Raw genomic sequence first — 12493 nt, forward strand, 5'->3', positions numbered from 1 at the left:
CGTCCATCCCCCGCCCCGCCCCCCGCCGTCCCGCCCCGCGCCTCGAGGCATGCCGCCGTCGTGCCTCGCGCCATGCGCGCCTCGCGACCGCCACCGCCTCCCGCGAGCGGAACGCCGCCCCTGTCCCGCCACGCCGCGCAACCCCGCCCGTCGAGCCCTGCCGCCCCGCGCGCCCGCCCCGCGCGCCCGCCCCGCGCCCTCGCCTCGGGCCGCCGCGCTGCGCCGCGCCGTCGTGCCTCGCGCCATGCGCGCCTCGCGACCGCTCCCGCCTCGCGACCGCTCCCGCCTCGCGACCGCTCCCGCCTCCCGCGAGCCGAGTGCCCCCGCCGCCTTGCCGTGCCTCGCCGCGCCCCCCGCGCCCCCACCCCGCGCCGTCCCGCCTCCCGTGCCCCGCCTCCCCGCCCCTCGCCACCCCCGCGCCCCGCCGTGCCTCGCCTCGCGCTGTGCCGAGCGCTGGCGAGCCGTGCCGAGTGCCGCCTTGTGTCGAGCGTCCCCACCCTGCGCCGAGCCCAGCCCAGCCCAGCCCCGAAACGGCCACGGGCGCGAGGGTCGGCACCGCGTGAGGCCGCCCCCGCAACGACGCCCACCACAGCAAACCGCCCGCCGCTCCCCAAACCCCACACCCCCGCGCCGGCGCAACCACCGAGAAGGCCCCCGGCGTCCGCACCCCAACCCCACCCCAAGTGGACAAGCCACCCCCAAAGCCACCCCCCAACCCAGGCCAACCCCAAGACCAGCCGCGACGCCCCACCCCCCGCCTGGACATCGGTTTGCGGCGCTGGACAACGTCCTCACCTGGATGGTCATCGCCCAGCCCCGTAATCAGGAAGTCGCTGGAAACATTCCGACGCGTTTCGGCACCCGGGGGAGCACGCCGCTCTCCGCCGATCGCGTCACCATGAGAGAGGAAACCAAGGTGAAAGCACCTTCGAAGCTTCGTCTTGCGGTGGCCGGCCTGGCGGTCGGCGGTGTGCTGGCCGGTAGCGGCCTCACCGCGGGAGCGGCGCACGCGCAAGTGGACGACCCGTTCGGTTTCGGCGGCTCGTCCGGCGGCAGCTCGTTCGACTTCGGTCTGACCGCGCCTCAGCCCGGCAGCGGGAGCAGCGGCTCCAGCAGCTCCGGCGGGTTCGGTGACTTCCTGAAGGACCTCGGCAAGGACCTGGGCAAGCAGCTCGGCCAGGAGGCGCTGAACAAGCTGCTCAAGCGCGACAAGAACAACAACACCTCCCAGACCCAGCCCAACACCCTGCCCCAGGTTCCGGCCGAGACGGGCGCCGTCCCGTCGGAGGACCTGACCCTGCAGGGCCCCACCACGACCACGTCGAGCAAGCGGGTTCCAGAGTCGGTCGAGAAGGTGCTGCGCGAGGCCGGGATCAGCCTCGTGGACTGGATCGTCAAGCGGCAGCCCGGCGACAGGCGCAGGGGTTTCGGCTCGTTCAAGGAGCCGGACCGCTTCTTCCGTCCGGAGCTGCAGCGGCAGTTCTGCCGGGTGCCCGGCAACGTCCGCCTGTTCGGCACGACGGTCCGCAGGGGCCGCTTCGCGCCGACGAACTTCATCGGCGGCGACAACCTGGGCCGCACGCTGGTCCTCGGCCGGAACTCGTTCCTGGCCCCGTCGGGCAACAAGCTGAAGAGGTTCAGCACGGTCAACTACGTGTTCGTCTCGAAGCGGGGCGCCGAGGTCCTCAGGCCGCAGCCGCAGGTCGCGAAGAACACGGTGCTGGAGGACCGCGTCAGGTACTCGACGGACTTCCTGAAGAGGGGCGTCAAGTACACCGTGGTCGTCCGCTACGTCAACACCTGTAACGAGCCGGTCGTGGACGTGATCGGCAAGGTTCGCCGGCGATAGCCGGAGGCTCCGGATCGTCGTGCGGGGCGGCCCCCAGCCAGGGGCCGCCCCGCAGTCGTCTCTTTTCGGACGGGCTCTGTCTGGTCAGTGTCAATTCCGGAACGGAAAGGATCAGTCCGCGAGGCGTGCGTCCGCGAATAGGAGGCCGAGAGCTTCAAATCGTCCAGGGGGCACGATGATCCAGCACGACACCACCACCCGGGGAAGACGGGAACGGCCGGTCCCGCCCGGCCCGCTCCAGGAGTTCGCGCAGGGACTACGCGACCTGCGGATGGCGGCGGGCAATCCGAGTTACCGGGCCATGGAGCGTAAGGCGGGATATTCGTCGTCGGCACTGTCCGCGGCCGCGTCGGGGGACCGGCTGCCGAGTCTGGCGGTCACGAAGGCGTACGTGGGGGCGTGCGGCGGCGACCAGGACGCGTGGGCCAGGAAGTGGAACGACCTGCGGGAGGAACTGGACAACAAGCCGCACGACGGCGAGGCGTCCGCGCACCCGTCACCCGCGCGCCGCCCGCGGCGGGTGCGGCTGAACCGCGGCGTCGTCAAACTGTCCGCGCTCCTCGTCGCGATCGGCGTGACGGGGCTGGCCACGGCCGGGGCTCTCCGCGACGACCTGCTGTTCCGCGCCATCTCGACCACGGACGACGGCAAGGACGACGGCAAGACGGAGGCCAGGGACATCCGCCCGGCCTTCACCGCGGTCGCCGGGCCGAGCTGCCCGCGCGACACGACGCGCAGCGTGCGCATCGACGGCATGCCCGGCAGGGACGGCTGGAAGGACGCCGCCGCGTCCGGCTGGACCGGGGCGGGCTGCGGCGACAGCTTCCTGTTCTCCGAGCTGAAGCCGAAGAGCGGCGAGAACCCGCGCAACTCCTTCCAGTGGCGTTTCACCACGGGCCTGCGCGGCTCGCACGACTGCACGCTGACGGTGTACGTCCCGAAGTCGGAGCTGGCCGGGCAGCGCGTCTGGTACACGGTCAGCGACGGCTTCGACGAGGAGGCGCGAACGGTCGGGGAGTTCACCCTCGACCAGGGCATGCGCCAGGGCCAGTGGGTGCCGGCGCCGGTTCCCCTGGTCGTCACCAGCGGCCTGGTGATCGTGCAGATCACCGACACGGGCCGCGGCAACACCACGGGCAACCAGGCCATGGCCGCCGGCCCGGTCCGGCTCTCCTGTCCATGACCTCACCACGGACCGACACGATCGCTGGGGGGCACGATGACGAGCAAGGAAAGGCTTCGTGAGTTACCGCGCCGATCTCGGGGACGGCACGCGCGTCCGGCGGCGCCCGACCCGCTGAAGGAGTTCGCCCGCGGGCTGCGCGACCTGCGGGCGGCGGCGGGCGATCCGAGCCGCCGCGCGATGAGACGCAGGACGGGAGTTCCGGCGGCCGGCCTGGCGGCGGCGGTGTCGGGGGAGGAGCTGCCGAGCCTGGCCGTCACGCTCGCGTACGTGGCCGCGTGCGGCGGCGACCGCAACGAGTGGACCAGGAAGTGGCACGTGGTGGACGCCATGCTGCGGGTACGCCACAGCGACCGCGTCTACGAGACGGTGGAGTTCCCGCGCATGGGGCCGCCCCCTGAGCCGCCCGTGGCCGAGCGGCGGCGCACCTCCATCAAGACGTGGGTGATCCTCGGGGTGCTCGCGCAGATCGCGGTGCCCGCGGCGCTGGTGATCTACCAGAACCAGGTCCCCATGGCCGTCTCCGTCGCGGGCCGCCAGGACGCCTTCACCACCACCTCGCTGCGGCCGGCCGCCCCGTCGCCGCGGACCACGGCGACGGGCGCCGCCCGCCCGGCCTTCGTGGCGGTCGCGGGCCCCGGCTGCCCGCGCGACGCCCGCCGCAGCGTGCGCATCGAGGGCGTGCCCGGCAGGGACGGCTGGAAGGACGCCAGCGCCCCCGGCTGGACGGGCGCGGGCTGCGGCGACGGCTTCCTGTTCTCTGCGCTGACGTACGACCCGGGCCAGGCCGTCCCGCGCAGCAACAGCTTCCAGTGGCGTTTCACGACCGGGCTGGACGGGCGCCACCAGTGCCAGGTGAAGGTGTACGTGCCGAAGACCCGCTTCGCGGGCCAGCGGGTCTGGTACACCGTCACCGACGGCTTCGACCAGGACGCCCGCACGGTCGCGGAGTTCACCCTCGACCAGCGCATGCGCCAGGGCACCTGGGCTCCGGGCCCGGCTCCCGTCACGATCACCAGTGGGCTGGTGATGGTCCGGATCACCGACACCGGCAGGGGCAACGCGACGGGCGACCAGGCCATGGTGGCCGGGCCGCTGCGCCTGTCCTGCGCCTGACGGCACCGTACGCACGCACCCGTACGGAGGCCGCGGCGGGCCCACCACGGAGCCCGCCGCGGCCCCCCTTCCAGGCCCGATGCGTTCTCACCCGCCGTTCAGGGGTATCAGAGCGAGAGGTGACCATCGGGGGGAGGTCACGATGGAAGGGGCCGGGGACGGCTCGCGCTGCGGCCTGGCGTTCGAGGTGCTCGATCCTGCGCCGGTGGGGGTGGCTGTCACCAGCGGCCCCGAGCACCGCCTGCTCTACACCAACGCCATGTACCGGGCACAGTTCGGCGAGAGACCCATGGGGCTCCCGCTGGAGAAGGCCTTTGCCGAATACGTGCAGAAACGATACGGAAACCTGTTCGACCAGGTCTACGAGACGGGCGAGCCGGTCGTGCTCAACGCCGCTCCGGCGAGCATGGCAGGCGAGGGGGAGGAGCGCTTCTTCACCTCCAGCCTGTCGCGCGTGTCGCTGGAGGACGGCACGCACGGCGTGCTCGTGGTGACGACGGAGGTCACCGAGCAGATCAACGCCACGCAGGAGTTCCGCGCGATCGCCGACGAACGCAGCCGCATCCTGCGGCGCTACGAGAGCCTGATGCGCGTCAGCGCGGAGATCATCTGGGTGGCGGGCGCCGAGGGCGAGGCCATCGAGCCGAGCCCGAGCTGGCAGCGGGTGACCGGCCAGTCGTGGGAGGAGTTCCAGGGCCAGGGCTGGCAGCAGATGCTGCATCCGGACGACCGCGAGCCGACGATGCGGGCCTGGTGGCAGGCGGTCCACGGCGGCGCGGACATCTGGGAGCAGGTCTACCGGCTGCGCACCGCCGACGGCTGCTACCGGCACTTCCGGGCGCAGGCCGTGCCGATCCGCGAGAACGGCAGGATCGTCGAGTGGGTGGGCACCTGCACCGACATCGAGCAGCAGTGGCGCGACCGGCGCCGCCAGCAGGTGCTGGACCGCGCGACCGCCGCCACGGCCGACCTGACGAGCCTGCCCGAGATGCTCGGCGCGCTGGCCGACGTGATCGTCCCCGAGCTGGCCGACGGCTGCGGCGTGCACCTCGTCACCGACCTGACCAGCATCAGGCAGGGCGGCGTGCCGTTCGTGGTCGAACGCCTGGCCACCTCCGCCCGCAGCGGCCTGAGCCGGCTGCCCGCCTACAGCGAGGAGCACCTGCCCGCCGACAACACGCTGGTCAGAGCGGTCCAGCAGCGCCGCCCGCTGCTGAAGATCTTCCCGAAGGGCGCGCCGCCGCCCAACCTCGCGCCCGCCGACTTCCAGTCGTGGCTGACGGCCAGCGAGGCCAACAGCCTGCTCACGCTCCCTGTCGTGGTGGACGGGGCCGTCCCGGCCGTCGTCAGCGCCGTGACCTGCGGAGATCGGGCGCCGATCGGCTGGGACGACATCGAGCTGCTCGACGAGATCTTCGACCACGCGCACGACGCGCTGAGCAACGCCATCCGCTTCCAGCGCGCGCAGCAGGTGGCCCTGGCCCTGCAGCACAGCCTGCTCGCCGAGCCGCCCACCCTGCCCGACCTGGAGATCACGGCCCGCTACCAGGCGAGCCCGTCGGCGGCGGAGGTGGGCGGCGACTGGTACGACTCCTTCGTCCTGCCCGACGGCGTCACCGTGGTCGCCATCGGCGACGTCGCGGGCCACGACCTCGGCGCCGCGGTCGCCATGAGCCAGCTCCGCAACATGCTGCGCGCCCTGGCCATGGACCGCTGCGAACCGCCCGGCGAGATCCTCACCCGGCTCAACCTCGCGATGGAGTCTCTGTCGGACGACGTGACGGCCACCGCCGCGCTCGCCCGCGTGGAACGGGTCGAGGGCGGCCACCGGCTCCACTACGCCGTCGCCGGGCACCCGCCGCCGCTCCTGGTCACCGCCGAGGGGGAGAGCTACTTCCTGGACGGCGCCGCCAGCCCCCTGCTGGGCTTCCGGCACGAGCAGCCGTGCTCGTCGGAGGTGATGCCGTTGCCGCCGCGCAGCACGTTACTGCTGTACACGGACGGTCTCGTCGAGCGGTCGGGCGAGCATCTGGACCGGGGGCTGGAGCGGCTGCGCCGGCTCGCGGGGTCGCTGGCGGACGAGCCGATCGACGCGTTCTGCGACAATCTGCTCAGCGGGCTGCCGACCAGCGGGCAGGACGACATCGCCGTCATCGCGCTGCGACTACCGGCCGAGCCGTAACCGTCGCCCGGGAAACCCGGCCCGCCCGGCAGCCCGGTCTGTCCGGTCTGTCCGGGAGCCGGGTCTGTCCGAGGGCCTGGTCCGTCCGGGGAGTCGGTCCCTTAGGAAACCCGGCTCGTCCCGCGAGTCGGCTCGTCCGGGAACCTGGTTCGTCCGGGGAGTCGGCCCGTTCGGGGGGCGGCCCGTCCGGGGAGTCGGTCAGGCTGGCGCAGACCCGGCCGGGAGGTGCTTGAGTGTGGGGGTGGACGTGCCGGACGACGTGACGGCCTGGCTGGCCGGGCGGGCCGTGCCGCTGGCGGGCCTCGCACCCGGCTCCGGCCTGACGGACCTCGCCCCGCTCAGGGCCGCCCTCCAGGACGCCCGCCTGGTCGGCCTGGGCGAGGCCACGCACGGCAGCGCCGAGTTCTTCCTGCTCCGCTGGCGCCTGACAGAGCTGTGCATCAAGGAGCTCGGCTTCACCACGCTCGCCATCGAGGCCAGCGCCGCCGCCGCGCGAGCCGTGGACGCCTACACCGCCGGCGGGCCGGGCGACCCCCGCGACGCCCTGGCCGGGCTGCGCTTCTGGACGCTGCACACCGCGGAGATGCTGACCGTCCTCGAACGGCTGCGCGACCACAACTGCACCGCCGCCCGCCCCGTCCGCTTCGTCGGGATAGACCCGCAACACCCGCAGCCCGCACTCGAGGCCCTGCGCGCCTGCCTAGGTGAGCCCGCCACGCCCCTGCTCGACCCGCTCGGCGACCTCGGCCGTCACGGCTTCACGCAGCCGCTGGACCGCCAGGCCGAGGCGGACGCGCGCCGCCTGGAGGAGCACGTGGCCGCGTACGGGCCGGACGAGGCCCGCGAGCACGCCAGGATCGTCCGGCAGTTCGCCGACGTGGCGAGCAGGCCGCGCGTCCACACCGATCCGGAGCGCACCCTCGCCGCCGCCCGCGACCGCTACCTGGCCGAGAACGTCGCCAGGCTCGTGACCGGGCCCGAGGACAAGGTGGTCGTGTGGGCGCACAACAGCCACGTCGCGAGGAGCGCCCGCGGCGTCCGCCCGATGGGGGCGCATCTGGCCGGGGAGTTCGGTGAGGCGTACTACGCGATCGCGGTGCTGTTCGGCCACGGCGAGTTCCGCGCCCACCGGCGGCGCTTCGGCAGGCTGGTCCGCAAGCCCCCGGCCCTCTTCCGCGTCCCGCCGTCCCTCCCGCGCGTCCGGCCATCCCGCTTCCGTGTCCCGCCGGCCGGCGCGCCGGGCGACGTGGCGGCCAGGCTGGCCGCCGCCCACCCCGGCGACTACGTGGTGGACCTGCGCGGCGGCGACCACCCGGAGGACGTGGCCACCTGGCTGGCGGCCACCAACCAGGTGCGCGGCTTCGGCGGGATGGCGCGCCGGGTGCGATCCAGGTCCGCCTTCAGGGACACGATCCTGGCGGACGAGTTCGACGGCCTCGCCTTCCTGCGCCAGGTCAGCGCGTCCACACCGTTATGACCCCGCCAGGACGCCTGGATAGGATGCGGCCATGAGCACCGACCGGCCAGGAGACGCCCCCGGCGGCGACAACCTCGGCTGGACGCTCGGCGTGCTGCTGCGCGCCTACCACAGCACGGTCGTCACGGTGATCGGCGACCTGCCCCACGGCCCGCGCGGCTACCAGACGCTCGCCGCTGTGGTCGGCGGCGAGCATCCGACGCAGCTCGCCCTGGCCGCCCACCTGGGCATCGACCGCACCGTGCTGACGTACCTCCTTGACGACCTGGTCCAGGCGGGGTTGGTCGAGCGGCGGCTCAACCCGGCCGATCGGCGGCAGCGCAGGATCGTGGCGACGGCGGGCGGCGAGAGCACGTTCGAGGAGCTGGAGCGGCGCGTGCGCGAGGCCGAGGACGGCCTGCTCGGCGCGCTCGACCCGGCCGAGCGCGACACGTTCAGAAAGCTCCTGTGGCGGGTGGCCTGCGACGTGCGCGACGTGGACGCCGCCGCCGACCCGTGCACGGTGGCGGAGGAGCTGCTCTCGGACGGCCGCTGAGCCGTTTTCCTTGCACACGCGTGGAATGACCATGCGCAATTTGCTGTTGTGCAACTCGTCTGGAGCAGAGATAGTCTGCTCCACAACACATCTGCCGCGTTCGGGCGGAGGAGGAACACAGCCATGCCTGACTACGGGCACGACCTGACGTTCGGGTCGTTCATCACGCCGGCCAACGCCACGCCGCACGAGGTCGTCGCGCTGGCGCAGGAGTCGGAGGCCGCCGGGCTCGACCTGGTCACCTTCCAGGACCATCCCTACCAGGCCGCCTTCCTCGACACCTGGACGCTGCTGTCGTACGTCGCCGCGCGGACCGAACGCGTCCACCTGTCCGGCAACGTCATCAACCTCCCGCTCCGCCCGCCGGCCGTGCTCGCCAGAGCCGCCGCCAGCCTCGACCTGCTCAGCGGCGGCCGGTTCGAGCTGGGCCTCGGAGCAGGCGGCTTCTGGGACGCCATCGAAGCCATGGGCGGCCGGCGGCTGACCCCCGGCCAAGCCGTGGACGCGCTCAGCGAGGCCATCGACGTCATCCGCGGCGTCTGGGACGCGGGCAACCGCGAACGCTTCCACCTGAACGGCACCTACTACCAGGTGGACGGCGCCAAGCGCGGCCCGGCCCCGGCGCACGACATCGGGATCTGGCTGGGCGCCTACAAGCCCAGGATGCTCCGGCTGACCGGCGGCAAGGCCGACGGCTGGCTGCCGTCGCTGCCGTACATGCAGAGCCTCGACCAGCTCGCCGAGGCCAACGCCGTCATCGACGACGCCGCCACCGAGGCCGGGCGCGCGCCCGCCGCCGTCCGCCGCCTGCTCAACCTCACCGGACGCTTCGGCGCGCCCAGCGACCGGCTGCTGTCGGGGCCGCCCGAGCAGTGGGCCGAGCAGCTCGCGGTGCTGACCCTGGAGTACGGCTTCTCCGGATACATCCTGATGGCCGACGACGCGGCCGCCATCCGGACGTTCGGCGAGCAGGTCGCGCCGGGCGTGCGGGAGCTCGTGGCCCGGGAGCGGTCAGCGTGAATTACGGAGTGCTGCTCGGTGCGGGCGGGGACGTGGTGGGTCGGGCTCTGCTGAGTGAGGAGCTCGGGTACGACGTGGTGTCCATTCGGGACGAGGCCGCCGAGCTGGATGTGTGGACGTTGCTGAGCTGGGTGGCGGCTCGTACCAGTCGTATCCGGCTGTTGGCCGGGCCTGTCGCTGAGATGGGCAATCCGGCGGTGCTCGCTCGTGCGGCGGCCAGCCTTGATCTGCTGTCGGGTGGGCGGGTCGAGCTGGCTCTGGATGGGTCGGGCGCGCTGGCAGAGGCGATTGACGTCGGCACGCTGGGCGAGGCGGACCATGTCAGCGCGCTGGGTGAGGCGATTGACGTCATTCGCGGCATCTGGGCGGCGAACGTGCGTGCCCCTCTGCACTTCGACGGGCGGCACCACCGCGTGTCCGGCGCCGAACGAGGGCCCGCGCCCGCGCACGACATCCCGCTCTGGCTCGCGGCGGGCCCCGATCCGGACGCTCTGCGGCTCACCGCGGCCAAGGCCGACGGCTGGCTGCTCACCGCGCCCGGCGTCGATCCTGCGGTGGCCGACGGCCGGCACGACACGGCGGTCAGCGGTCGGATCGGCCTGGCGGGGGCGGGCGCCCTGGCTGACCTGGCGGCGGCCGGCGGCGCTCTGCTCGACCAGGAGGCCGTGGCGGCGGGACGCGACCCGCGCGAACTGCGCCGCCTCGCGATCGTCACCGGCCGCTTCCAACCCGCCCCCGAAGCGTTCCTTGTCGGCCCGCCCGACCGATGGGTGGCCGACCTCCTGCGCTTGATCAACGACGGCGCCCTCACCACCCTCCTCCTCGCCACCGACGACGAGGACACCCTGCGCCGCTTCGCCACCGAGGTGGCCCCCGCCCTCCGCGCCGCCACCACCACCGAACAGCCCCCCACCACCCGCAGCGTCTTCGCCCGCCGCCACCGCCGCGACGGCATCGACTACGACGCCATCCCCCCAGCCCTCACCCAGTCGGCCGTCGAACCGGGAGACGCCGCCTATGCCCGCGTCCGCTCCACCTACCTCCGCGGCGGTTCCCCGGGCCTGGTCCTGCGCCCCGGCACACCGGACGAGGTGAGCCAGGCCGTGCGCTACGCACGTACCCAACCAGTGAAGCTCTCCATCCGCAGCGGCGGGCACGGCATCAGCGGCCGCTCGACCAGCAACGGCGGCATCGTCATCGACGTGTCCCGCCTCAACACTATCGAGGTGACCGACAAGGCCACCCGCCGCATCCGCGTCGGCCCGGGCGCGCGCTGGGGCGAGGTCGCCGCCGCGCTGGCCCCGCACGGCTGGGCGCTCACCTCCGGCGACTACGGCGGCGTGGGCGTCGGCGGGCTGGCCACCGCGGGCGGCATCGGCTGGTTCGTCCGCGAGCACGGCCTGACCATCGACCACCTGCGCGCCGTGGACCTGGTGCTGGCCGACGGCAGCCAGGTGCACGCGGACGACCAGGAGAACGCCGACCTGTTCTGGGCCGTGCGCGGAGCGGGCGCGAACTTCGGCGTCGTGACCGCGTTCGAGTTCGAGGCGCACGAGGGCGGGGACGTCGGGTTCGCCCAGCTCGTCGTGGACGCCACCGACACGGCGGGCTTCCTGCAACGCTGGGGCGCCGCGATGGAGGCGGCCCCGCGCGACCTCACCAGCTCGCTCATCATCGGCCAGGCCCGCCCCGGGCAGCCGCTGATCGCGCAGATCATGGCGGTCGTGCACTCCGGCGACGCCGAGACGATCATCAACCGGCTGCAGCCGATCGCCGCCGCCGCTCCGCTGCTGGACCACTCGATCCAGGTGCTGCCGTACGAGGCGATCATGCATGCCCCGCACGGCGCGCACGACGCGCAGGGCGAGCCGGTCACCAGGGCGGCGCTCGCCGACCACCTCACCCCCGAGCTGGCCGCCGCGGCGGCGCGGCTCGTCGCGAGCGGGCGCACGTACTTCTTCCAGGTGCGTTCCGCGGGCGGCGCCGCCTCCGACGTCGCCCCGGACGCGACCGCCTACGCGGGCCGGTCGGCCAACTTCTCGCTCGTGGCGTTCGGCCCGGCCCGCCGCGCCCTCGACGAGCTGTGGGACGGCATGCTGCACCACTTCTCCGGCCAGTACATCAACTTCGAGACCGACCTGCGCCCCGAACGCGTCCAGGAGGCCTACCCGGAGCCGACGCTGCGGCGGCTGCGGGCGCTCAAGCGCCGCTACGACCCGGCCAACGTCTTCCGCGACAACTTCAACATCACCCCGTCGGACCCCTGACGGGCGCTCACGCCAGATCCCACAACAGCCGGTAGTAGGCGATGCGCTCCTCGTCCGGCTCGATCCCGTAACCCTCGTAGACGTGGCCGTCGTAGCCGGGGCCGTAGTCGTACACGGTGCTCCAGGCGGCCACCGCCAGATCCGCCCACCTGTCCGCGAGGCCGAGCGAGCCGAGATCGACGTGCGCGGCGAACGCGCCGTCGTCGTGCAGCAACGTGTTCGGGACGGACGCGTCGCCGTGGCAGACGACCAGCCGATCGATGGGCGGCGGGTCACCGATCCGGGCTCTGGCCTCGTCCAGAAGTAGATGCCGATGCTCGGGCGCCCACCCGGCAGGCCCCTCGCCGTCGGCGATGCGCTCGTCGGCGCGGCGCAGCCGCCGCGCCACCCCCCAGTCGAACGGGCAGCCCTCCACGGGCAGGGCGTCGTGCAGCAGCCGCAGCCCCCGCCCGATCGCCGTCGCCGCTACGGCCGGCTCGGCCACCCACCGCGCGTCCATCGCCGACGTCCCGGGCACGGCCGCCGTCACCAGCCATTCGCCGCCGGCGTCCTTGCCGTGTTCGAGCACGGGCGGCACGCTCACCCACCGGCTCGCCCACGCCAGCCGCTCCGCCTCACCGGCCAGGTCGATCTCCGGGGTGCCCGTCGCCACCCACTTCGCGTAACGCGTGCCGCCACCCGGGTCGTCCAGGCGGAACGTCAGGCCGCCCAGGTCGTTGCGCCAGACGCAGGTGATGGCGTCGGCGTCGCGCGCCAGCGCGGCGATCGCGTCGGGGACGGGCACGGGACCGGTCGGGACCTCGGAGTTCACGCTCACAGGCACCTGATCCTTCCAGCCGCGCCTCCACCCCGGCAAAGGCTTTT

8 protein-coding genes and 1 pseudogene are annotated in these 12493 nt (G+C 73.4%); 8 read left to right on the plus strand and 1 reads right to left on the minus strand.

Translation table 11 applies throughout. From position 1 onward, the window contains the following. Window positions 1-916: 916 nt before the first annotated feature. From ABD331_RS45335 to ABD331_RS45370, 8 genes and pseudogenes are all read left to right on the plus strand, one after another. Window positions 917-1849 (plus strand): hypothetical protein, encoded by a 933-nt coding sequence (locus ABD331_RS45335; protein ID WP_344489793.1) that lies wholly within the window; start codon window positions 917-919, stop codon window positions 1847-1849. Window positions 1850-2024: 175 nt separating this feature from the next. Beyond that, on the plus strand, window positions 2025-3032 hold the full coding sequence (locus ABD331_RS45340; protein ID WP_344489797.1) for a hypothetical protein: 1008 nt from the start codon (window positions 2025-2027) through the stop codon (window positions 3030-3032). A 36-nt stretch (window positions 3033-3068) separates the two neighbouring features. Next, window positions 3069-4148 (plus strand): hypothetical protein, encoded by a 1080-nt coding sequence (locus ABD331_RS45345; protein ID WP_344489800.1) that lies wholly within the window; start codon window positions 3069-3071, stop codon window positions 4146-4148. A gap of 142 nt (window positions 4149-4290) precedes the next feature. Continuing rightward, window positions 4291-6330, plus strand: coding sequence for a SpoIIE family protein phosphatase (locus tag ABD331_RS45350; protein WP_344489803.1), 2040 nt, complete (start codon window positions 4291-4293; stop codon window positions 6328-6330). 235 nt (window positions 6331-6565) lie between these two features. Beyond that, the gene (locus tag ABD331_RS45355) at window positions 6566-7807 is read left to right on the plus strand and encodes an erythromycin esterase family protein (protein ID WP_344490138.1); all 1242 of its coding nucleotides are present in this window, start codon (window positions 6566-6568) and stop codon (window positions 7805-7807) included. 31 nt (window positions 7808-7838) lie between these two features. After that, window positions 7839-8342 carry a MarR family winged helix-turn-helix transcriptional regulator gene (locus tag ABD331_RS45360; RefSeq protein ID WP_344489806.1) on the plus strand — a complete coding sequence of 168 codons (504 nt, stop codon included), beginning with the start codon at window positions 7839-7841 and terminating at the stop codon, window positions 8340-8342. A 123-nt stretch (window positions 8343-8465) separates the two neighbouring features. Next, window positions 8466-9356, plus strand: a pseudogene (locus ABD331_RS45365) (LLM class flavin-dependent oxidoreductase); the annotation flags it as partial. Between the two features lie 2 nt (window positions 9357-9358). Further along, window positions 9359-11629: an LLM class flavin-dependent oxidoreductase gene (locus tag ABD331_RS45370; RefSeq protein ID WP_344489812.1), complete on the plus strand. Its 2271-nt coding sequence runs from the start codon at window positions 9359-9361 to the stop codon at window positions 11627-11629. Window positions 11630-11636: 7 nt separating this feature from the next. Here ABD331_RS45370 and ABD331_RS45375 read toward each other — a convergent pair whose 3' ends face one another. Then, on the minus strand, window positions 11637-12440 hold the full coding sequence (locus tag ABD331_RS45375; RefSeq protein WP_344489815.1) for an aminoglycoside 3'-phosphotransferase: 804 nt from the start codon (window positions 12438-12440) through the stop codon (window positions 11637-11639). Window positions 12441-12493: the final 53 nt, after the last annotated feature.

The sequence above is a fragment of the Nonomuraea monospora genome (assembly GCF_039531895.1).
GTDB lineage: Bacteria > Actinomycetota > Actinomycetes > Streptosporangiales > Streptosporangiaceae > Nonomuraea > Nonomuraea monospora.

Coding starts and splice junctions, on each gene's coding strand:
- ABD331_RS45340 (WP_344489797.1), top strand. CDS start 2,025: ATGATCCAGCACGACACCACCACCCGGGGAAGACGGGAACGGCCGGTC.
- ABD331_RS45345 (WP_344489800.1), top strand. CDS start 3,069: ATGACGAGCAAGGAAAGGCTTCGTGAGTTACCGCGCCGATCTCGGGGA.
- ABD331_RS45350 (WP_344489803.1), top strand. CDS start 4,291: ATGGAAGGGGCCGGGGACGGCTCGCGCTGCGGCCTGGCGTTCGAGGTG.
- ABD331_RS45360 (WP_344489806.1), top strand. CDS start 7,839: ATGAGCACCGACCGGCCAGGAGACGCCCCCGGCGGCGACAACCTCGGC.